Annotated in this window: 17 protein-coding genes and 2 riboswitches; of the genes, 13 read left to right on the forward strand and 4 right to left on the reverse strand. The window is 71.1% G+C overall.

Annotated features, from left to right (window positions below; genetic code table 11):
* Positions 1–39: 39 nt before the first annotated feature.
* Genes ABD235_RS05380 through ABD235_RS05390 form a run of 3 tightly spaced genes read right to left on the reverse strand, consistent with a single transcriptional unit; the run spans position 40 to position 2,777 of the window.
* Entirely contained in the window at positions 40–906 is an 867-nt protein-coding gene (locus ABD235_RS05380) for a C40 family peptidase (protein WP_344170305.1), read from the reverse strand.
* Positions 903–1,970 carry a mandelate racemase/muconate lactonizing enzyme family protein gene (locus ABD235_RS05385; protein ID WP_344170308.1) on the reverse strand — a complete coding sequence of 356 codons (1,068 nt, stop codon included), beginning with the start codon at positions 1,968–1,970 and terminating at the stop codon, positions 903–905. Before ABD235_RS05385 ends, ABD235_RS05380 begins: the two co-directional genes overlap by 4 nt.
* A complete protein-coding gene (locus tag ABD235_RS05390; protein ID WP_344170311.1) occupies positions 1,971–2,777 on the reverse strand; it encodes a serine hydrolase in 807 nt (268 codons plus the stop codon).
* A gap of 78 nt (positions 2,778–2,855) precedes the next feature.
* Here ABD235_RS05390 and ABD235_RS05395 point away from each other — a divergent pair, with 78 nt between their 5' ends.
* From ABD235_RS05395 to ABD235_RS05405, 3 genes are read left to right on the forward strand one after another with little or no spacing between them, the layout of a single operon-like run.
* Positions 2,856–3,827 (forward strand): cobalamin biosynthesis protein, encoded by a 972-nt coding sequence (locus ABD235_RS05395; protein WP_344170314.1) that lies wholly within the window; start codon positions 2,856–2,858, stop codon positions 3,825–3,827.
* Positions 3,824–4,507, forward strand: coding sequence for a phosphoglycerate mutase family protein (locus ABD235_RS05400; RefSeq protein WP_344170317.1), 684 nt, complete (start codon positions 3,824–3,826; stop codon positions 4,505–4,507). The genes ABD235_RS05395 and ABD235_RS05400 overlap by 4 nt, the downstream gene beginning before the upstream one ends.
* Positions 4,498–5,463: a DUF3500 domain-containing protein gene (locus tag ABD235_RS05405; protein ID WP_344170320.1), complete on the forward strand. Its 966-nt coding sequence runs from the start codon at positions 4,498–4,500 to the stop codon at positions 5,461–5,463. The genes ABD235_RS05400 and ABD235_RS05405 overlap by 10 nt, the downstream gene beginning before the upstream one ends.
* A 3-nt stretch (positions 5,464–5,466) precedes the next feature.
* Here ABD235_RS05405 and ABD235_RS05410 read toward each other — a convergent pair whose 3' ends face one another.
* A complete protein-coding gene (locus tag ABD235_RS05410) occupies positions 5,467–6,729 on the reverse strand; it encodes a vanadium-dependent haloperoxidase (protein WP_344170323.1) in 1,263 nt (420 codons plus the stop codon).
* Positions 6,730–6,901: 172 nt separating this feature from the next.
* Positions 6,902–7,018, forward strand: a riboswitch (cobalamin riboswitch).
* Positions 7,019–7,052: 34 nt separating this feature from the next.
* Here ABD235_RS05410 and cobN point away from each other — a divergent pair.
* The 10 genes from cobN to ABD235_RS05465 all read left to right on the forward strand — a co-directional run bounded on the left by cobN (position 7,053) and on the right by ABD235_RS05465 (position 22,124).
* Entirely contained in the window at positions 7,053–10,775 is a 3,723-nt protein-coding gene (gene cobN / locus ABD235_RS05415; protein ID WP_344170326.1) for a cobaltochelatase subunit CobN, read from the forward strand.
* Positions 10,776–10,787: 12 nt separating this feature from the next.
* A complete protein-coding gene (surE, locus tag ABD235_RS05420; RefSeq protein ID WP_344170329.1) occupies positions 10,788–11,549 on the forward strand; it encodes a 5'/3'-nucleotidase SurE in 762 nt (253 codons plus the stop codon).
* A gap of 147 nt (positions 11,550–11,696) precedes the next feature.
* A riboswitch (cobalamin riboswitch) is annotated at positions 11,697–11,832 on the forward strand.
* A 72-nt stretch (positions 11,833–11,904) separates the two neighbouring features.
* Positions 11,905–14,244: a magnesium chelatase subunit D family protein gene (locus ABD235_RS05430; RefSeq protein WP_425553077.1), complete on the forward strand. Its 2,340-nt coding sequence runs from the start codon at positions 11,905–11,907 to the stop codon at positions 14,242–14,244.
* A 31-nt stretch (positions 14,245–14,275) separates the two neighbouring features.
* The gene (cobO, locus tag ABD235_RS05435; RefSeq protein WP_344170332.1) at positions 14,276–14,890 is read left to right on the forward strand and encodes a cob(I)yrinic acid a,c-diamide adenosyltransferase; all 615 of its coding nucleotides are present in this window, start codon (positions 14,276–14,278) and stop codon (positions 14,888–14,890) included.
* Positions 14,887–16,239, forward strand: a complete 1,353-nt coding sequence (locus ABD235_RS05440; RefSeq protein WP_344170335.1) for a cobyrinic acid a,c-diamide synthase CobB — start codon at positions 14,887–14,889, stop codon at positions 16,237–16,239. The genes cobO and ABD235_RS05440 overlap by 4 nt, the downstream gene beginning before the upstream one ends.
* Positions 16,236–17,660 (forward strand): 5,6-dimethylbenzimidazole synthase, encoded by a 1,425-nt coding sequence (bluB, locus tag ABD235_RS05445; RefSeq protein WP_344170338.1) that lies wholly within the window; start codon positions 16,236–16,238, stop codon positions 17,658–17,660. Before ABD235_RS05440 ends, bluB begins: the two co-directional genes overlap by 4 nt.
* Positions 17,657–18,271 (forward strand): LURP-one-related family protein, encoded by a 615-nt coding sequence (locus ABD235_RS05450; RefSeq protein ID WP_344170341.1) that lies wholly within the window; start codon positions 17,657–17,659, stop codon positions 18,269–18,271. The genes bluB and ABD235_RS05450 overlap by 4 nt, the downstream gene beginning before the upstream one ends.
* A 274-nt stretch (positions 18,272–18,545) precedes the next feature.
* Positions 18,546–19,646 (forward strand): LolA family protein, encoded by a 1,101-nt coding sequence (locus ABD235_RS05455; protein ID WP_344170343.1) that lies wholly within the window; start codon positions 18,546–18,548, stop codon positions 19,644–19,646.
* A 689-nt stretch (positions 19,647–20,335) separates the two neighbouring features.
* Entirely contained in the window at positions 20,336–21,238 is a 903-nt protein-coding gene (locus tag ABD235_RS05460; RefSeq protein ID WP_344170346.1) for an ABC transporter ATP-binding protein, read from the forward strand.
* Entirely contained in the window at positions 21,225–22,124 is a 900-nt protein-coding gene (locus ABD235_RS05465) for an ABC transporter permease (RefSeq protein ID WP_344170349.1), read from the forward strand. Before ABD235_RS05460 ends, ABD235_RS05465 begins: the two co-directional genes overlap by 14 nt.
* The last annotated feature ends 250 nt before the right edge of the window (positions 22,125–22,374 follow it).

A 22,374-nucleotide genomic window follows, 5' to 3' on the forward strand; every position in this document is an offset into this window, starting at 1 on the left:
AATAGCCCTCACCGATTGGTGAGGGCTATTTGTTGTTCTTCAGAGTCGAGCGGCGGCGACCAGAGTTTCACGGCGTTCGGGGAGAAGAGCCTCGTTCTCCAGGACCTTGCCGGTCTCCGAGGCGTGCAGCATTCCTTCGGCGGAGACGAAGCCGACGTGGTGGACCTCTTTGCCGGGACGGGCGAAGAAGTACAGGTCGCCCGGCTTCACCTCGTCGATCGGCACCGACTCCAGCGCGTCGGCCTGGTCGTGCGCGTCGCGGGGGATGCGCTGGCCGAGCACGCGACTGACTGTGTGGATCAGACCCGAGCAGTCCAGCCCGTACGCCGAGGTGCCGCCCCACAGGTACTCGAGCCCGAGGAAGAGCGAGCCGAGTCGCAGGCGCTCCTCGGAGGTGGCCGGAGTGTTGACCACCCGAAGAGATTCGTCGGTCAACCAGCCGAAGTTTCCGTCCGCGAGAGCGACGCGGGTGAAGCCGTCGACGTGCTCGACAGACGAAAGCACCGTGCCGAAAGACAGTTCGGCCAAGGCTCCGGTGCCCGGCTCAGCGGTCAGCGACGTGACCGGGACAGCCACAGCGACCGGGGCGGTCGCGGACTCCGGCAGTTCGCCCAGGTGCGCGGACGGGACCCAGCCCGGGTAGCCGAGGTCGTCCTGGGACGACGGTTGCCACGGGGCGACGATCTCCGACCAGCCGTCGCGCTCGGAGCGGACGATCACCGGTTCGCCGTACAGGAGCTGCGTCAGCGTGCGGCCGTGCAGGCCGAGCCGGGTCTCGGTGTCCATCGACTGGGCCCACGCGGCGACGTCGGGCGCGGCGGCGACCGCGGGGGCGTCGATGTCGCGCGGTGCTTCGGGGGAGGTCCATACGGTGCTGACCGGAACCTTGGCGGCTACTACCTTCATGCGATCAAGCCTGTCACGCCGAGCCCAGGATTCGAGGGCAGGTGGATGGTGGACCCTGCATAGGTGATCCCGCCGTCGACCGGCGCTTGCCGAAGCCACCACGCGGCGTCGAGATCGTTGACGGCGGTCGTCGGGTACGCCGCGACCAGCGCGGCCGCCGCGCCGACGCCGACGTGGCTCTCCATCATCGAGCCGACGATCGCGCCGAGCCCGTGCTCGCGCGCCAGCTCCAGCAGCGTCCGGGCCGGCCCGAGCCCGCCGCACTTGGCGAGCTTCACGTTGACCAGGTCGGCCGCGCCGAGCCGGATCACGTTCACCAGGTCGCGGACGCCGTACACGCTCTCGTCGGCCAGGATCGGCGTGCTGACCCGGTCGGTGATCCAGGCCATGCCTTCCAGGTCGGCCGCGGCGACCGGTTGCTCGACCAGTTCGATCGCGCAGCCCGCGTCCTCCAGCGCGCGGATGGCGGTGACGGCGTCGCGGCGGTTCCAGCCCTGGTTCGCGTCGAGGCGGATCCGCGGCTCGGGCCCGACGGCCTCGCGCACCCGGCGTACGCGCTCGAAGTCGGCGGCCGCATCGCCGGTCCCGACCTTCACCTTGAGTACGTCGAACCCGTCGCGCACCCGGTCCTGCGCCGCCCTGACGAGCGCGTCGGGGTCACCGGCCGACAGCGTCACGTCGGTCCGTACGGTCGTCGCGGTCGAGCCGAGGAAACCGTGCAGCGTCCGCCCGACGCGCCGGGCCGCGAGGTCGTGCAGCGCGACGTCGACCGCGGCCTTCGCGCCGAAGTTGCCCTGCGCCGCGCCCTGCAGACGCCGCAGTGCCTCGGTCAGGTCGTCGGGCCCGAGCCCGTCGAGCGCGGTGGCGATCGGGCCTTCGACGCAGGCCTGCGCGCCGGCCAGCGATTCGCCGGTCACCTTCCAGACCTGCGGGGCCTCGCCCCAGCCGGTGTGCTCGCCGTCGCTGATCGACACCAGCAGCGACTCGGCGTGCGTCGCTGTCCGGAGCGCCGTGACGAACGGCGTGTGCAGGGGAGCCGAGACCAGGTGGGTGGAGAGCTTCATCTACCGCACCGCCCCGAGGTCGTGCCGGTGCTGCCAGGCCTCAGCCGCGATCGCCGCGATCAGCTGCTGCGCGTCGCGATCGGCCAGCTCGGACGTCGTACAGACGACCAGGACGAAGGGATCGGCGTCGGCCGGGCGGACGATGCCGCCGTCGTGCCGGATCCGCAGGTCCCAGCCGTTCTTGTGCTCGACGCGAGTGCCGGCGGGAACGCCCGCGGGGATCTCGCCGTTCCACTCGTTCGCGGCGAGCAGGTCGCGCAGGTACTGCCCGGACTCATCGTTGCTGACAGCAACCAGTACGCCGGCCAGGCCGGCCGGGCTCATCAGGTTGCTGATCCCGGCCTGCTGCGCGGGGGAGTCGTCGATCCCGCGCCGGATCACGCTCTCGTCCTTCCCGTACTCGGCCAGCACCGCGTTGGCAGCCTCGGCTCCGACCAGCTCCAGCACCAGGTTGGTCGCGAGGTTGCTCGAGCGCGTGATCATCTCCCGGGCCAGCCAGCTCAGCGGCACGTCCGAGCCGAGCTTCTCCCAGGTCGCCGGCGCCTCGTCCTCGGCGCGGTTCACGCCGAACCGGCCACCGGCCGCCGACGCGAAGTCGTTGTGCACGGTCACCGGCTGGTCCAGCGCGAGCTCGCCCGCGTCGACCTTGCGCAGCATCGCCATCGCGACCGGCAGTTTCATCGTGCTCGCCGAGTAGTGCGTCCGCTCCGCCTCGTGCGTGAACACCGCGGTGCCGTCCGCCCGGCCGAGCCAGACGCCGAACGCGCCTTGGCCCTCCACCCCGCGCAGCAGGTCAGCAATTCCCATGGTGGTTACTTTTCCACATCCCGGGCAGATCTGATGTAGCGGGCTTGCGGAGCGGACCGGAATGGCAGACTGCGTTCCGTGTCCAGAGCACTCGGCCTGATCCTCGGCTTCGCCGCCGACCGCGTCCTCGGCGATCCGCGGCGCTTCCATCCGGTCGCCGGCTTCGGCCGAGCGGCCGCCCGGCTCGAGGGCGTCGCGTACGCCGACTCACGAGCAGCCGGTACGGCGTACGCGGCCGTGCTGGTCGGTTCGGTCACCGCCGCGGGCGTGGTCGCCGAGCGGCTCACCAAGGACCGGCCGATCGCGCGCACGCTGGTGACGGCCGCCGCGACCTGGGCCGTGCTGGGCGGGCGAAGCCTCGAGCGCGAGGCCTCGGTGATGTCCGGCCTGCTGGAGGCGAAGAACCTCCCGGCGGCGCGGGAGCGGCTGAGCCACCTGTGCAGTCGCGACGCCACGGACCTCGATGCCGACGAGCTGGCCCGCGCGACCGTGGAGTCGATCGCCGAGAACACCTCGGATGCGACCGTGGCGCCGCTCGTCTGGGGCGGGCTGCTCGGCGTACCGGGGCTGATCGGCTACCGCGCGGCGAACACGCTCGACGCGATGGTCGGTTACAAGTCGGCGCGGTACCTCAGGTTCGGGTGGGCGTCGGCGCGGTTCGACGACCTGGTCAACCTGCTGCCGGCCCGGGTGTGCGCGGTGCTGACCGGACTCACGTCCGGCCGGCCGCGCGAGGTCTGGCGGATCTGGCGGCGCGACGCCGGCGGCCATCCCAGCCCGAACGCGGGACCGGTCGAGGCGTCGTTCGCCGGCGCGCTCGACCTGCGGCTCGGCGGGACCAACACGTACGGCGAGGAGGTCGAGGACCGCGGCACGCTCGGCGACGGACTCCGGCCGGGTGTCACGGACGTACGCCGTACGGCCTTGCTGGCCCGGCGCGTCTCGTACGGCGCGGCGGGGACCGCGGCGATCCTGGCGGTGGCGGCGACGCGGCTCGGGCGACAGGCCGGCGCCGGGAGCAACTCACGGCGTACAGGACGGGGAGCATGATGCATCTGAGTCAGCGGCCGCTGCGGATCGCGTTGATCCGGCACGGCGAGTCGGTCGCCAACCTGGACAAGAAGATCTACGAGACGGTGCCCGACCACGCCGTGCCGCTGACGCCACACGGGCACGAGCAGGCGGCCGAGGCGGGCAAGTACCTGCGCACGCTGTTCGAGGGCGAGCCGGTGCGGGTGTACGTCTCGCCGTACCTGCGGACGCTGCAGACGCTGGACTCGCTCGGGCTGGACGACCTGATCGGCATCGCGCGCGAGGAACCGCGGCTGCGCGAGCAGGACTGGGCGAACTTCCAGGACACCGAGGACATCGAGCGGCAGGAGCAGTTGCGCGACTCGTACGGGCACTTCTTCTACCGGTTCACCCACGGTGAGTCGGGCTCGGACGTGTACGACCGGGTGTCCAGCTTCCTGGAGACGATGCACCGCGACTTCGAGCAGCCGGACTCGCCGCGCAACGTGCTGCTGGTGTCGCACGGGCTGACGATGCGGCTGTTCTGCATGCGGTGGTTCCACTGGTCGGTGAAGTTCTTCGAGACGCTGCGCAACCCGGGCAACGCCGAGACGCGCGTGCTGCTGCGGCAGCCGAACTTCCGGTACAAGCTGGATCGGCCGTTCGAGCAATGGACGCACTACGAACCGAAGGATGGGGAGCGTTCGGCATGGTTGTAGAGCAGACCCGCAAGACCGCGCTGGAGTTGCTGGAGGCGCTGACGCCGGAGCAGCGGGCGAAGGCCACGGCGCCGTTCGACACACCGGACCATCGGGAGTGGACCTATCTGCCGGGGGAGCGGCCCGGCGTGCAGCTCGCGGAGCTGACTCCTGAGCAGGAGCAGCATGTGCATCGCCTCCTGGAGCTGGCCTGCAGCCGGCGCGGAGTGGGTGACGCACTGGCCACGATGGCCGCCGAGATCATCCTGCGCGAGCTGCCGGACGTCGGTGCGACCGGCGGCTGGCACGGCACGGTCGTGGGGGAGCGCTACTTCCTGCGCATCCTCGGCGACCCGTCCGGCACGGACCCGTGGGCCTGGCGGCTCAACGGCCACCACCTGGCTCTGCACGTGACACTGGTCGGCGACCAGGTCTCCTTCGTCCCCAACTTCATCGGCTCCAACCCGGCCGAGGTCCTCCAGGGCCCGTACGCCGGCCGCCGCTTCCTGGCCGCCGAGCAGGACCTGGGCTTCCAGCTCCTCCACGCCCTCGACCCGGCGCAGCGTGAGGCCGCGGTCGTCTCCGCCGACGCTCCGGACGACATCCTCACCCGCCACGACCCGGTGGCCGACGGCTCTCTCCTGCACCGAGGCATCGCGTACGGCGACCTGCAGGACTCCCAGCGGGACCTCTTCACCCGCCTGCTCGACCAGTACGTCGGCCGAGCCGCCCAGCCGATCGCCGAACGAGCCTGGGCAAGGCTGCGCGACCAGGGCCTCGAGCGGCTCACCTTCGCCTGGGCCGGAGCCCTCCAGCCCGGCGCCGGCCACTACTACTCGATCGCCGGCCCCACCTTCCTCGCCGAGTACGACAACACCCAGTCCGACGCCAACCACATCCACTCCGTCTGGCGAGACCTCGACAACGACTGGGGCCAGGACCTCCTGGCCGCCCACTACTCAGCGGGCGGCCACTAGGGATCAGCGCAGCTCGTGGGCGATGGTCCACGCGGCAGCGCGATGGCCGAGCCGGTTGCCGTCGACCATGGCCTGCCGGAAGTGCAGCCCCAGCCAGATCCGCGCGTTCATCGTCTCCGCGTCCAAAGCCGCGGTGGTCCGGTAGTGCCGGGTGGTCGCGGTGACCGAGGACGCGATGTCGACGTCGATCGAGCGGCGACCGAAGAGGTGGCCGAACGTCTCGGTCGCGGCGCCGGTCACGCAGGCGTGCCCGCTCACGTAGTCGGGGTACGGCGGCGTCGGCACGAGTGGGGTCCAGGTCGGGTCGGGCTTGGTCGCCCGGTTGCCGTCCTCACCAGCCAGCCGGATCGCGGTGATCGGCCGCCAGTAGCCGTAGTCGTACTTCGCCCGCCAGCAGGAGACCAACGCGTCAGCCGTTCCGGTGCCGAGCAGCGCGAAGGCCCGTGCGGTGCGCAGGAAGCTCCAGCCCCGCGCACCGAGCTCCTGGCCGAGCGACACCTGGTACTGCAGCACCGCGTTGGCGCTCCAGAACATCGCGGTCTCGGTCTGGGCACCCGTTCGGTGCGAGCCGGTCGCCGAACCCATCGCCTTCACCTCGGCGAATTCCCGGGCGTAGTCCTTCGAGCGCAGCGGATCCGGTCCGGGCAGCCGCAGCTGGGTCGGCGAGTTCAGCACGAGCGGCCGGACGAAGCCGAGCCAGGGCACAGCCATCGGCGCGAAGGCCTCCGGTGTCGGACGCCAGACGCCAATGGCCGGAGCCCGGTCGAAGGTGATCGCCGCTCCCCGCCCGTCGCCTTGCCGCGCGCGGATCAGCTTGGCGGCCGCAGTCCGCCCGACGGCGATTCCGGCCGTCTTCGCACGGCCGTCCGGTACGGCGTTCAGCGAGGCGGTGTGGTCGGTCGTGAGGTGTCCGGCCGAGGCAGGGAAGTAGTACCGCAGCACTTCGTACGCCGCGGTGACGGCGGCCGCCTCGGACGAAGCCCGGCCGTGCACCCGCGGCTGCCGCAGGTACGGCTGGTAGCGACCCTCGATCGCGACCACCGCGTCGTACACGGCCAGCGAGACGAAGCTGTAGTACAGCGGCGCCGCCGGGATAGGAGTGGCGTTCTCGGTGAAGATCGTCCGAGTGGCGATCGTGTTCCAGCTGATGATCACCGCTGGGTCCGAACGGGTTCCGCCGGCGGCCTGGACCGGGGCGGTCAGGACCGAAGCGGTGAGGCCGGCGGCGACCAGGATCGCCGGCAGCGAGTGTGCGGTGCGGCGCATGGCTGTCTCCTTCAGTGTGTGCCGGGTGGCCTGTACTGAAAGAGACTGCGGTGAGCCGGAGGGCGTCCACAGAACAAACCGTTGTTCTTCCGGCCCACCCGAGCCGGTCGGGCCGGTCAACCGCGTGTGGCGCTTGAAACAGATGCGCAGGCGATGCGAACCGGTCGGCTAGAGTCTCGGTGTCATCGACGGTCGTCAGCAGGAACCCGGTGTGAGTCCGGGGCGGTCCCGCCACTGTGACCACGTTCGCGTGGGAGTCAGGAACTGCAGCCGTCGAACTGCCCACCCGGGGCGTGGACACCCCGAGGAAGGACCGGACGCGCATGCCCGCGAACCTGTTGCTGCTCTCCACCGCCGACACCGACCTGCTGGCCGCTTCACAGGCCCAGGCGGGCTGGAAGGTCGCCAACCCGGCGCGGGTCGAGGTCGGCGAGCTGCCTGCGCTGCTCGACGGTGTCGAGGTCGTCGTGGTGCGCCTGCTCGGCGGTCGCCGGGCCTGGGAGGAGGGGCTCGACGCCGTCGTCGCCTCCGGGCTGCCGGTGGTGGTGCTCAGCGGTGAGGCCGCGCCGGACGCCGAGCTGATGTCGTTGTCGACGGTCCCGGCCGGCGCGGTGACCGAGGCGCTGGCCTACCTGCGCGAGGGCGGCTCGGAGAACCTGGGCAACCTGGCCGGCTTCCTCCGCGACACGATCCTGCTCACCGGCGACACGTTCGACCCGCCGCACAGCCTTCCGGCGTACGGCGTACGGGCTGGTCGTTCCACCGCGCCGGACGGTCGACCGGTGGTCGGCATCGTCTACTACCGCGCGCACGAGATCTCCGGCAACACCGCGTTCGTCGACGCGCTCGCCGACGCCGTCGACGCGGCCGGTGCGCAACCGCTGCCGGTCTACTGCGGCACGCTGCGTGGCCTGGACCCGTCCAGCGACGACAACGCCCAGCTGTTCGACCTGCTGCGCAGCTGCGACGTACTGGTCACCACGCTGCTCGCAGCCGGCGGCACGGTCGCGGCCAGTGCGAGTGCGGGTGGAGACGACTCCTGGGACGCGGGTGCCCTCGCGTCGCTCGACATCCCGCTGATCCAGGGCCTCGCGCTCACCTCGACCCGTGAGCAGTGGCTGGAGAGCGATGCTGCGATCAGCCCGCTGGACGCCGCGACCCAGGTCGCGATCCCGGAGTTCGACGGCCGGATCATCACGATCCCGTTCTCCTTCAAGGCGTACGACGCCGAAGGCATCGCCAGCTACCAGCCCGACCCGGAGCGCTGCACGCGGCTGGCCGGCATCGCCGTCGCGCACGCCCGGCTGCGGCACGTTCCGCCGGCCGAGAAGAAACTCGCGCTGGTGCTCTCGTCGTACCCGACCAAGCACGCCCGGATCGGCAACGCGGTCGGCCTGGACACTCCCGCGTCCGCGGTCGTCCTGCTCGGTCAGCTCAAGGACGCCGGGTACGACCTGGGCCCTGACCTCGACCTGGACGAGCTGCAGGGAGCCGAAGGCGCCGACGGCCTGATCCACCGCCTGATCGCGGCTGGCGGCCACGACGTCGACTGGCTGACCGACGAGCAGCTGTCCGGCGCGGTCGCGAAGATCTCGCTGTCGACGTACCAGCAGTGGTTCGGCCGGGTGCCGGAGACGCTGCGGGACGCGATGACCGAGGCGTGGGGCGAGGCGCCGGGCTCTCTGTACGTCGACACGACCGGTGCCGAGCCGGCGATCGCACTGGCCGCTCTGCGGTTCGGCAACGTCGTACTGATGATCCAGCCGCCCCGCGGGTTCGGTGAGAACCCGGTGGCGATCTACCACGACCCGGACATGGCTCCGTCGCACCACTACCTGGCGGCGTACCGCTGGCTGGAGGCCCCTGTCGAGGAAGGCGGCTTCGGCGCACACGCGGTGGTCCACCTGGGCAAGCACGGGACGCTGGAGTGGCTGCCGGGCAAGGGGATCGGCATGGCGGCGGACTGCGCGCCGGACGCCGTACTGGGCAACCTGCCGCTGGTGTACCCGTTCATCGTCAACGACCCGGGTGAGGGCACGCAGGCCAAGCGGCGTGGGCACGCCGTCGTCGTGGACCACCTGGTGCCGCCGATGGCGCGAGCGGAGACGTACGGCGACATGGCGAAGCTGGAGTACCTGCTGGACGAGTACGCCACCGTCCAGGCGCTGGACCCGGAGAAGGTACCGACGCTGCGGGCCCAGATCTGGACGCTGATCCAGGCCGCTCAGCTGCACCACGACCTGCACACCAGCGAGAAGCCGGAGGACGAGGAGTTCGACGAGTTCGTCCTGCACCTCGACGGCTACCTGTGCGAGATCAAGGACGTGCAGATCCGCGACGGGTTGCACATCCTCGGTGGCGGTCCGGTCGGTGAGGCCCGGGTCAACCTGGTGCTCGCCGTACTGCGGGCCGCGCAGATGTGGGGCGGCACGTCCGGCGCCGTACCGGGGCTGCGTGCTGCGCTCGGTGCGACGTACGGCGTGGACGAGGCGGCTCTGCTCGCCGATCCGGGTCGTGCGGTGCCTGCTGAGCTGGCAGCCCTGTCGGAGCTGGCTGACCTGCCTGCGGTGAGTGCGGCCGACGGTGTGGACCTGCTGGAGGCTGTGGCGCGCAAGCTCGTGCTGGGGCTGGAGACGCTGAGCTGGGACGCCGCGAAGGTGCCGGTGGTCGTCGGTGAGGTGCTGGGCCGGCAGTCCGAGGGTGTGGAGGCGTCGCTGCGGTTCGCCTGCGAGGAGGTCGTGCCGCGGCTGGCACGCACCGGTGACGAGCTGACGAACGTAATGCGCGCGCTGGACGGCCGCTTCGTCGAGGCCGGGCCGTCGGGCTCGCCGACGCGCGGTCTGGTCAACGTGCTGCCGACGGGCCGCAACTTCTACGCCGTCGACCCGAAGGCGATCCCGAGCCGGAACGCGTGGGACGTCGGCGTCGCGCTGGCGGACTCGCTGCTGGCCCGGCACAAGGCCGAGACGGGGGAGTGGCCACGATCGGTCGGGCTGACCGTCTGGGGTACGTCGGCGATGCGGACCCAGGGCGACGACCTCGCCGAGGTGCTGTGGCTGCTCGGCTGCCGGCCGGTGTGGGACGAGGCGTCGCGACGGGTGTCGGGCTTCGAGGTCGTGCCGGTGTCCGAGCTCGGCCGGCCGCGGGTCGACGTGACGGTGCGGATCTCGGGCTTCTTCCGGGACGCGTTCCCGCACGTCGTCGCCTGGCTGGACGAGGCCGTGCGGACCGTCGCGGCGCTGGACGAGGCTGCCGAGGACAACTACCTGCGGGCGCACGTCCTCGATGACGTTGCTACGGGCAACGATTTGCGATCCTCGACGGCCCGCGTGTTCGGTTCCAAGCCCGGCTCGTACGGCGCCGGCCTGCTGCCGCTGGTCGACGCGCGCAACTGGCGCACCGACGCCGAACTGGCCGAGGTGTACGCGGTCTGGGGCGGTTACGCCTACGGCAAGGACCTCGACGGCGCCGAGGCGCGCCCGTCGATGGAACGCGCCTACGCGCGGATCCAGGTCGCGGCCAAGAACGCGGACACCCGCGAGCACGACATCATGGACTCCGACGACTACTTCCAGTACCACGGCGGCATGGTCGCGATGGTCCGCCACCTGACCGGGTCGAACCCGAAGGCCTACATCGGCGACTCCGCCGTACCGGCCCAGGTCAAGACCCGCACGCTGGAGGAGGAGACCAAGCGCGTCTTCCGCGCCCGCGTCGTCAACCCGCGCTGGATGGCCGCGATGCAGCGCCACGGCTACAAGGGCGCCTTCGAGATGGCCGCCACGGTCGACTACCTCTTCGGGTACGACGCTACCGCCGGCGTCGTCGACGACTGGATGTACGAGACGCTGACGACGGAGTACGTCGCCAACCCCGAGGTCGCCGAGTTCTTCCGCAAGTCCAACCCGTGGGCACGGCACGGCATCGCGGAGCGGTTGCTCGAGGCGGCGCAGCGGGGGCTGTGGTCGGAGCCTTCCGAGGAGGCGCTGGAGACGCTGCGCACCGCCGTACTGGAGACCGAGGGTGACATCGAGGACCGCGGCTGATTGGGTAGTCGTATGGCTTCGCGGGTTCTGATCACCAATGACGACGGGTACCGGGCTCGGGGCATTCGGGCCCTCGGAGCGGCGCTGGCCGCGGCTGGGTACGACGTACTGGCTGTGGCTCCGCTGGATGACCAGAGCGGCGTCGGGTCGGCGCGGGCCGGGATGGTCGACCGGCCGATCCGGACGGCCTCGGAGACTGTTGATGGGGTGACCTACATCGGCGTCGACGGGACGCCGGCGCTGGCGGTGACACTCGCGCTGGTGGGGTCGTTCGGCGACGTGCCGGACCTGGTGGTGTCGGGGATCAACCACGGGCACAACATCGGCGTACCGATCCTGCACTCGGGCACCGTCGCGGCCGCGCTGACGGCCGCCGGGCAGGGGGCGTCGGCGATCGCCGTCAGCATCGACTCCGAGGACCCGAAGCATCTCGACACCGCGGGCGGCGTCGCCGCGCGGGCACTCGACTGGCTGGCGTCGGAGCCGGCTGGCACGGTCCTCACCGTGAACGTCCCCGATCGCCCGTTGGAAGAGCTGGAGGGCGTACGCCGGGCCCGGCTGGCGCCGATCGGGCGCTCGCGCATCGTCGGCGCTCAAGCGCCGACCGGTGAGCCGATGATCACCCTTGCCCCGCCGTCCGCCGGTGCGGAAGCCGACACCGACGAGGCCTTGCTCGCCGCGGGTTTCGTGACGGTCACCCCGATCGTGGGCATCCGCGAGGTCGACTCGTCGGCGGCGGCTGACTACTTGTCCCAGCATCTGGTTAAGGGCTGAGCCTCGCGTACTCACCCCGAACACGTCCCACCCGAGGTCGATCGGCCGTCGGCCACGCTCCAGCGGCTCGCCCTCTCGCGGCGGTCGACGAGCCGCCGTCCGTTCCCGCCGGGTGAGGTTGGTCTCCGGGCGGCGGGCCGACGGCGGGGATGTGGAATGATCGCCGGGACGGCAGGAGAGGAACACCGGTGACGGCCAGCACGGCCGGAGTCCGGGGCGGTCCCGCCACTGTGACCGGACGTGATCCGGAAGCCAGGACATCTCCCGCCGTCCGTCCGGAAACGCTTCTCCGCGGTCCGGGCGACCGTTGCCGACGCGGGCGTGGACACCCGCAGGACGAAGGGACCCACCGCCGATGCGGCCTGCTCCGACCTCGACCGGTTTTCCGTTCACCGCGGTGGTGGGGATGGACGACCTCCAGCTCGCCCTGATCCTGGCCGCGGTCTCCCCGGCCATCGGCGGCGTCCTGATCCGCGGCGAGAAGGGCACCGCCAAGTCGACGGCGGTCCGGGCGCTCACCGAGATCCTGCCGGCGGTGGACGTCGTCCCGAACTGCCGCTTCTCCTGCGACCCGGCGAACCCGGACCCCACCTGTCCGGACGGGCCACACGCGGCCGCCATCACGACCGTGGACAACCGCCCCGGAGACGGGGGGAGCGCCGCCGCGTCGCCGTCGAGCCGGTCGGCGGCGTCTCCCGCGCCCGGAGCCCCGCGTGAGGGCATCACGCCGGCTGAAGCCCTGGCGCCGTCCGGCGAAGGTGCGCCGCTGGGCCATCTTCCCGGATCCATCGCGTCGGGTTCCTCCGTGCCGACCTCCGTCTCCCGCCCGGCTCGGCTCGTCGAGCTGCCCGTGGGGGCGACCGAGGACCGCGTCCTCGGCTCGTTGCATCTCGAGAAGGCGTTGGCCGAGGGCGTCACGGCGTACGAGCCTGGTCTGCTCGCGGCCGCTCACCGCGGGCTGCTGTACGTCGACGAGGTCAACCTGCTGCACGACCACCTGGTCGACGTCCTGCTCGACGCCGCGGCGATGGGCCGCGCGACCGTCGAGCGCGACGGCGTCTCGGTGACGCACCCGGCGCGCTTCGTCCTGGTCGGCACGATGAACCCGGAGGAAGGCGAGCTCCGCCCGCAGCTGCTCGACCGCTTCGGCCTGACCGTGGACGTCGTCGCCAGCCGCGACCCCGCCGTCCGCGTCGAGGTGATGCGCGCGCGGCTGACGTACGAGGCCGACCCGGCCAGATTCGTGAGCCGGTACGACGGCGCGCAGCGCGAGCTCGCCGAGCGGATCGTCAAGGCGCAGAGCCTGCTCGCCGACGTGATCCTGACCGACTCGGCGCTGCGGCAGATCGCGGAGATCTGCGCCGCGTTCGACGTCGACGGGATGCGCGCCGACCTGGTCACCGCGCGCACGGCGGTCGCCCACGCGGCCTGGTCCGGGCGAACCGTCGTCGAGGTCGAGGACGTCCGCGCGGCGGCGAAGCTCGCGCTGCCGCACCGGACCCGGCGGAATCCGTTCGATGCTCCGGGGCTTGACGAGGATCGGCTCGATCAGGTGATCAACGAGAGCACGCCGCCGGAGGATCCGGACGACGATCCCGAGGGTGGGCCGGGGGGCGGCCCGGGCGGCGTACCCGACGGCGCGAGTCCGGAGGGGAGTTCCTCGGGCCAGGGATCGTCCGACCCAGGATCCGCGGACTCGGAATCCTCTGATCCGTCATCCTCGGCGTCGGACGGCCCGACGTCGTCCGCGGACCAGCCGGACAACGCCGAGCTCGACGGCGCCGACCAGGTCCCGCCCCCCGGCAAACCCGCCGACCCCGACAACCCGGGAAACCCGCAGAACGCGCTCTCCGGCGCCGCTCCCACCGGCGACGTCGCGACCAGCTCCACGCCGTACAAGGCTCGCCTCCTCAGCATCCAGTCGGCCGGCACCGGCGTCGCCGGCCGCCGCTCCCGCGCGATCACCGAGGTCGGCCGGGTCGTCGGTGACCGCGCCCGAGTCGGTCGCGAGTCCGGTCGTCCGCACCTTCTCGCCACGCTGCGCGCCGCCGCGCCGCACCAGCACACGCGCGGCCGTTCAGGACCTGGCCTCGCCGTCCGCGCCTCCGACGTACGGCTCGGGGTGCGCGAAGGGCGCGAGGGGAACCTGGTGATGTTCTGCGTCGACGCGTCGGGCTCGATGGGCACCAAGCGGCGGATGGGCGAGGTGAAGACCGCGATCGTCTCGCTGCTGCTCGACGCGTACCAGCGCCGCGACAAGGTCGGCCTGGTCACGTTCGCGCGCGCCGACGCGACGGTCGCGCTCCCGCCGACCGGCAGCGTCGAGACCGCCGTACGCCGCCTGGAGTCGTTGCCCACCGGCGGCCGGACGCCGTTGGCCGAGGGGCTGCTGCAGACCGCCGAGGTACTTCGGATCGCCGCGATCCGCGACCCGCGCCGGCGCCCGCTGCTGGTGCTGGTCACCGACGGCCGCGCGACGCACGGGGAGAGCGCGTTCGCGCGGGCTCAGCAGGCGGCCGGGTGGATCGCGCACCAAGGCATCCCGACGGTCGTCGTCGACTGCGAACCGCGGCGCGGCGTCCGCCTCGGCCTGGCCGCGGAACTGGCAACCACCTTGCGCGCCGAGTACCTCGATCTGGGAGAGGTTGCCGCGGGCAACCTCATTCGCGCGGTCACCGACCGGAGCGCCGCATGACCGCCAGCCGGACCGGGAAGGGAACGAACTGATGCCGCAGGGACAGCCGAGCGTCGTACCGAAGGACGGACTGACCACGCGGCAGCGCCGGAACCGGCCGTTGCTGATGGTGCACACCGGGGAGATGAAGGGGAAGTCGACGGCGGCGTTCGGGATGGCGCTGCGCGGCTGGAACCAGGGCTGGAACCTCGGCGTCTTCCAGTTCGTCAAGAGCGCGAAGTGGAAGGTCGGCGAGGAGAGCGCGTTCCGCGCGCTCGGGAAGTTGCACGAGGCAACGGGCGAGGGCGGCCCGGTCGAGTGGCACAAGATGGGCGAGGGCTGGAGCTGGTCGCGCAAGGCCGGCGCCGACGAGGACCATGCCGCGGACGCGCTCGAGGGCTGGCGTGAGATCCAGCGCCGGATCGCGGCCGAGACGCACGACCTCTACGTGCTGGACGAGTTCACGTACCCGATGAAGTGGGGCTGGATCGACGTCGACGAGGTGGTCGATACGCTCGTCAACCGCCCCGGTCACCAGTATGTCGTGATCACCGGCCGCAACGCCGACCAGCGGCTGCTCGACGCCGCCGACCTGGTCACCGAGATGACCAAGGTGAAGCACCCGATGGACGCGGGCCAGAAGGGCCAGAAGGGAATCGAGTGGTGATCCCACGGATCGTCGTCGCCGCCCCCGCGTCGGGTGCCGGCAAGACGACGGTCGCGGTCGGCCTGATGGCGGCGCTGCGCCGCGCCGGGCACACCGTGGCCGGCTTCAAGGTCGGCCCGGACTACATCGACCCCGGGTTCCACGCCGTCGCAACCGGCCGCCCGGGCCGCAACCTGGACGCGATGCTGTCCGGCGAGGAACGCGTCGCGCCGCTGTTCGCGCACGGCGCGGCCGGCGCCGACATCGCCGTCGTCGAGGGCGTGATGGGCCTGTACGACGGCGCGCTCGGCACCGAGGGGTTCTCCTCGACCGCGCACGTCGCGAAGTTGCTGCAGGCACCGGTCGTGCTGGTCGTCGACGCGTCCGCGGCCGGCCGCAGCGTCGGCGCGGTGGTACAGGGGTTCGTTGCCTACGACACCGGTGTGCGGATCGTCGGCGTGATCCTGAACAAGGTCGGTACGGATCGGCACGAGGCGGAGGCCCGGGCGGGCGTCGCGCCGACCGGCGTACCGGTACTGGGCGTGCTGCGTCGGGACACCCGGCTGACCGTGCCGAGTCGGCACCTGGGACTGGTGCCTGCCGACGAGCAGCGGGAGCAGGCGGCGGCTGCTGTGGATGCTGCGGCCGAGCTGGTCAAGGCCGGCGTCGATCTGGAGGCCTTCGTCGCCGCGGCTGCCGCTGCCAGTCCTCTGGAGACGGTGGCGTGGGACCCGGCAGCCGAGGTGACTCCGGCACCGGAGGGCCGACCGGTGGTTGCTGTGGCCGGGGGACCGGTGTTCTCCTTCCGCTACACCGAGACGGCTGAGCTGCTGACTGCTGCCGGTGCCGATGTGGCGACCTTCGACCCGCTGCACGACTCGCTGCCGGACGGCACTGCTGCGCTCTACTTGGGCGGTGGCTTCCCGGAGATGCACGCCGAGGCGCTGTCGAGCAACGAGGTGTTGCGTGGCCAGGTGGCGGCGGCTGTAGCCGGTGGCATGCCGGTGATCGCTGAGTGCGCCGGGCTGCTCTACCTGTGCCGTGAGCTGGACGGCCACGCCATGACCGGCGTACTGCCGGCCACGGCACGCATGACCGGCAAGCTGACGCTGGGGTACCGCACGGCGATCGCAGCCAGTACGACGGCCTTCTTCGACGAGGGGCGACGCGTCCGGGGCCATGAGTTCCACCGGACTGCGGTGACGCTGGACGCGGACGCCGAGCCGGCCTGGTACCTGCCGGACGGCGTCGAGGGGGTCACCCGGCCGTCCGTGCACGCGTCGTACCTGCACCTGCACTGGACGGCCACTCCGGACGTCCCTGCTCGGCTGGTGGCTGCAGCACGGGTCCACGTGGGGCTGGAGAAGTGACGCTCGTCCTGGGCATCGGCCTGCGCGCCGGTACGTCGTACCGAGAGCTGCGGGACCTGGTGGATCGTGCGCTGACCGGTGTGGTGGGTGCGGTCGAGTCAGTCGTGACTGTCGAGGGCCGAGAGAACGAGCCGGGGCTGCAGCGGCTGGTGGCCTCGCTGGGGGCGCAGCTGCTGGTCGCGTCGTCGGTAGATCTCGCCGATCAGCAGGTGCCTTCGCCGAGAGAGCACGTGGGGGAGTTGGCCGGTACGGCGAGTGTGGCGGAGGCTGCGGTCGTGCTGAGCGGTGCGGAGCTCGTCGTACCGAAGCTGAAGTCGGCCGGGGCGACTGTGGCCGTTGGCGTGTTGGGTCCAGCTGCACCGGGCTACTCGAGTGCGGATCGCGAGGTGGTGCACCGGGTGATCGCGGAGCGTCGCGACGTACGCCGTGGGTTCCTGGACAAGCCTGTCGACGACGAGCTGCTGACCAGGGTGCTGGAGGCGGCGCACCGGGCGCCCAGCGTGGGGCTCAGCCAGCCTTGGGACTTCCTGCTCATCCGCGACGTGGCGACGCGGCGGAAGATCCATGACCTGGCTTCGGCCCAGCGGGACGCGTTTGCCGCGTCGCTGCCGGCGGATCGGCGGTCCGTGTTCGACGGGCTGAAGATCGAGGCGATCCTGGACACCCCGCTGAACATCGCGGTCACCTGCGACCCTGCGCGTGGTGGCCGGCACGTGCTGGGTCGGCACGCGGATCCGCGGACGGTCTGGTTCTCGGCTGCTATTGCTGTGCAGAACCTGTGGCTGGCTGCTCGTGCTGAGGGGCTGGGGGTTGGCTGGGTGTCGTTCTTCGACCCGGCTGAGGTCGGGGCGGTGCTGGGACTACCTGCTCATGTGGACCTGCTGGGGTACTTGTGCGTCGGGCACGTCTCGGAGTTTGCGGCTGCGCCGGAGCTGGTGCGTTCGGGGTGGGCTGCGCGGCGTCCGTTGTCGTGGGCGGTTCACCAGGAGCAGTGGGGTTACCGCGGGTTGCCGGGTGCGGAGCCGAGCACTACTGCGGCGCTTCGGGATGCTGCTGGTTCGTCTGTTCGGGTCGGTGGCGGCTCGCAGGTGGCGCGGGTCGTGGTGGTGGACGGTGGCTCAGGTGCTGAGCACTTGGGGGCTGCGGACGTTCTCGTCGTACAGGTGGGAGCTGAGAAGCCTGCTGCGGACTTCGGCGTGCTGTGGCGACCGGCCAGGACTGCTGACGAGGCCGTCGAGCTCGGCGTCGAGGTGGCGCGCGACCTGGTGCTGCAGGGCGTCGGAGAGCTTCAGGTGTCGTCCGTCGGAGACTCGGTGCTGGCCGAAAGGCTTACCCAGGGCATCCGATGGGGTGGACTTGCGTGCGGAGCGGCAGTGAAAGGCGTGGATGAGCCCGCGGCGGTGACAGACTCACCCGCATGACGGTCCCACCGAACGGCCCAGCGCCGATGCACGTACCCGCCTTCTCGATGAAGCAGCGGATCACGATGATGGCGAACAAGTACGAACTGATCGCGACCAACCCCGACGGTACCGACGGGCCGTTGCTGGCCTTCGCCCAGCAGAAGCGGATGGCGTTCAAGGAAGAGGTCACCTTCTACACCGACGACCGCAAGGCGGAGGTGGTGTTCTCGTTCAAGGCGCGCAAGCGGCTCGACCTGGGGTCGGGGTACGACGTGTTCGACGCCTCCGGGCAGGCGATCGGGTGGTTCAAGAAGGAGTTCGGGAAGAGCCTGCTGCGGTCCAGCTGGCAGCTCACCGGGCCGGGATTCGAGGCCGACGGCACCGAGCGGAACGCGACGATCGCGATCGTCCGGCGGGTCTGGGATTTCGTCCCGGTCGTCGGCGACATCCCGTTGCCGTTCATCTTCCACTTCGACTTCACCGACCGCGCGAGCGGTCAGCCGGTGCTGTCGGTCGAGCGCAAGGTCTCGGTCCGCGACCGGTACCGGGTCTCGGTGCACGATTCGCGCGTGGACTTCCGGGTCGCCGCGGCGATGACGGTCGCGCTGGACGCGCTGCAGAGCCGCTGAGTTCGTCCGCTGCCGCGGCGGTGGACGGTCGCGCTGGACGCGCCGCAGAGCCGCCGAGTTCGTCCGCTGCCGCGACCAGCAGCGCCCGGCGCCTCCGTGTCCTCGATCGGGAGCGTGACCTCGGCGGCGGGTCGGCTTCTGTGTCGGCCCTCAGCCTGAGTTCTGCCGGTTTTGCTGGAGTCCCCCGGGTTCGCGCCCGGGGGACTCACTCTTTTGGGTGAACTGACCCTGAGAACCCTTGGTTCCGGCCGGTGCCGGTGCGAGTCTTGAAGACATGGCAGCAACGAGGCGCGGTCGACGGTGGTTGGTTCCGGTCACAGCAGTCGCGGTGGTCGCGGGCGTGGGTGCGCTCGGGCCCGTGGTCGCGGACGCGTCTCCAGACCTGCCCGGCATCACGGCGCAGGACCTGCTCGCCAAGGTGCAGACCGCCAAGGTCGACGGCCTGAGCGGCACGGTCCGCTCGGCGACCGACCTCGGCCTGCCCGCCCTTCCTGGTGTCGACGGTGGCAGCCAGGTGCCCGACCTGCTCACCGGGGAGCACACCGCGCGCGTCGCTTTCGCCGGGCCGGACAAGGCCCGGGTCTCGGTGCTGGACGACATGGCCGAGCGGGTCTGGACGACCGACGGCAAGACCGCCTGGGCGTACGACTCCGCCAAGCGCGAGGCCGTGAAGCTGGCCCTGCCGGCCCGTCCCGCGAAGCCCGAGGTCGCGCCCGAGAAGGAGGCCTACGACCCGCAGGCGGTCGCGAAGAGGTTCCTCGCCGCGATCGACCCCAGTACGGCGGTCGACGTCACCGGCACGGAGTCGGTCGCCGGCCGCGACGCCTACAAGCTGCGCCTGGTGCCGAAGACGGACAAGACGACCGTCGGCTCCGTCACGCTGGCGATCGACGCGAAGACCTGGGTCCCGCTCGAGGTGACCGTGCTGCCGCGGACCGGGAAGAACCCGGCCGTCCAGGTGGGCTTCTCGTCGGTGTCGTTCGACGTACCGGCGGCCAGTACCTTCGCCTTCATCCCGCCGGCCGGCGTCAAGGTGAGCGAGAAGAAGCTCCCCGCGATCACGCCGAAGAAGCACGACACCCCGAAGGCACTGCCGAAGGCCGACCCGAAGAGGCCCGCAAAGGCTGACCGCCCGACCGTCATCGGCCAGGGCTGGGAGTCCATCGCCGTGATCCGCGGCGTCAAGCTCCCCACCGACAACGGCCCGCTGAACCAGTTGCTCGCCAACGCGCGCACGGTGCAGGGCTCGTGGGGCTCCGGCAAGATCCTCACCAGCAAGATGGTCAGCGTCCTGATCACCGACGACGGCAGAGTCCTCGTCGGCCTGGTCACCGCCGACACCCTCGCCGCAGCCGCCCCGACGGCCCCGCGCTGACCATGCCCACCACCCCGGAGTCCCTCGACGGCTGCCCCTCGGTCGACGTAGACCCCTCCAAATTCGCCGAGGCCGGCTCCGCCTCCGAAGCCCCTCAAGACCCAGAAGCCGAAGCCCCCACGGACGACCCCGCAAGACCCACCGACCCAGCACCGGAGCCCCCGGCTGCCCCGGTGCCGGGGTCGACCGCAAGCCCTGCGCCGCGTACCACCGCGCACCCGGGCCAGGGGGCTGCCGGCTCGGTACCGCAGCAAACCGCGCCCACCACGCCGGAGCCGATCGGGTCTTCTACGCCGGAGGCGACCACTGGCTCTGGCGCCGAGGTGAACGCGTTCTCGGCGCCGGCGACCCCCACGCCGAAAGAGACTGCGATTCCCGCCCGGGCGTCAACGCCGAACTCTGCTGCCAGGCCCACCGCTCAGCCGGAGCCGCAGGATGGCGAGCACGCCGCGCCTCGCACCCCGTCGGCCGCTGCCGACGTACTTGCTGAAGAGCAAGCTGCGTTGACGCAAGCGGTCCCGCCGAGTGCTGGTGTTGCTGCGTCGAACCCAACGGCAGGCAAGTCCGGCGGGTCTGCGGATGCGCACTCGGTGTCGTCTTCGACCGCTGGATTGCCTGCGGTCGGGAGTGCCTCGGCTCCGATTGTCACTCGGGGGCTGACCAAGCGGTTTCGCGGTGGGCAGGTGGCAGTGGCGGGGATCGATCTGGAGGTTCCCGCGGGGAGCATCTTCGGATTCCTCGGGCCCAACGGCTCGGGAAAGACGACGACGATCCGGATGTTGCTGGGGCTGATCGCGCCGACCTCGGGGACGGTGGAGTTGCTCGGGCAGGCGATGCCCAACGCTCAGCTCGCGGTGTTGCCGCGGGTCGGCGCGTTGGTTGAAGGACCGGCGTTCTACCCGTTCTGGACCGGGCAGGCCAACCTGCTGCGGTTCGACGCCGCCGACCGGACCGCGGACCCGCGAACGCGGAAACAGCGAGCCGGCGAGGCGCTGGAACGTGTCGGTCTGTCGAACGCAGCGAAGAAGAAGGTGCGCGCCTACTCGCTCGGCATGCGGCAGCGACTGGCGATCGCCGTAGCGCTGATGCAGCGGCGCGAACTACTCGTCCTGGACGAACCAACCAACGGCCTCGACCCCCAGGGCACGCGCGAAGTGCGTTCCCTGATCCGCGAACTGGCCGACGACGGTACGACGATCTTCACGTCCACGCACTTGCTGGCCGAAGTGGAGCAACTCTGCACCCACGCGGCAGTGATGAGCCGCGGCCAGCTCCTGCGCCAGTCGACGATGGCCGAACTGCGCTCCGAGCTCCGACCTCGCTTGGTCGTGCGAACACCAGACCTCGAGCGAGCCGAGCAGACCCTCGCCGCACTAGGGGTCCGCGACCTCCGTAGACCGAGCGGACACCCCGCCGACGACCGGGACGGCGTACCAGCTGTAGAGGGCGATCCCGGTGAACTCCCGATAGACAAGCTGGCCGCGGCGCTGGTGACGGCCGACGTACGGCTGCACGGCTTCGGCCTGGAACGCCCCAGCCTCGAGGAGTCCTTCGTAGCGCTCACCGGGGAGGGCTTCGATGTCGCTGAATGACGTACAGGTTGTCGGTACTGAGAAGCCCCAGCGGCCTGGCGCTGGACAGGGCAGCGGCGTAGGCGTCGGTGGCGCTCGGCACACGTTGGCGCTGTTCGGGACCGAGCTGCACTTGGTCTTCGGACGCGCTCGGACATGGGTGCTGCTCGGAGTACTCGGCGTCGTACCGATGCTGGTGGGAGTCGCGATCCGGCTGTCCGGGTCGTCCGGCGACGCCGAGGGGTTCATCGGCCAGGTCGCCGGCAACGGCTTCTTCCTCATCGTCGCGAGCCTCGCGCTGTCCCTACCGTTCTTCCTGCCGACCGCCGTCACGGTGATCTCGGGAGAATCCCTCGCCGGCGAGTCGAGCCTCGGCACCCTGCGAACCCTGCTGACCGCGCCGGCCGGCCGATCCCGCCTGCTCGCCGCAAAGATGGTCGCCCTCGCGGTCTTCTGCCTGGCCGCGACATTGACAGTCTGGCTCGGAGGCTTGATCGCCGGATTCGTATTGTTCCCGGTCGGCGACGTCGTCCTGCTGTCGGGCTCGACCGTGTCACTCGCGGACGGACTACTCCGAGCCCTCGGCATCGCGGTCCTGATCGCCGCCTCACTGCTCGGCCTCGCAGGAATCGGCCTCTTCGTCAGCTCGCTGACGTCGACACCACTGGCCGCGATGGCAGCGACCTTCGGCGCGTTCATCGTCTTCGGCATCCTCGGAGCCATCCCGCAGATCGACGAGATCCACCCCTGGCTCCTGATGTACGGCTGGACGTCCTTCGCCGATCTCCTCCGCGACCCGCCGTACTGGGACGCCATCATCCGCAACCTCCTCATGCAAGGCGCCTACCTGGCCGTCTTCTACGCCGCCGCCTGGGCCCGCCTCACCAGCCGAGACATCAACGGCTAACCCACGCCGACCGCCCACAGCGGACGACCCACCCCGACGCGCCAACGACGTCATTCCGCCTTCAGACGCCGCCGTGGGTCGGCCAGCCGAGCGCCGGAGCGCAAGCGGCACCCGCGCCACCGATCCTCCGGTGCACCGCCACCGACGGTCGACCGCCGTGGGTCCACCTCCGCGGTCGTGCAGCTGGAGCGCCGCCGTACGAGGAGCCCGCGTTGCCGATCCGCGGGTCTGTCGCCACGGGCGGTCCGCC

This window comes from Kribbella lupini (assembly GCF_039529595.1).
Lineage (GTDB): Bacteria > Actinomycetota > Actinomycetes > Propionibacteriales > Kribbellaceae > Kribbella > Kribbella lupini.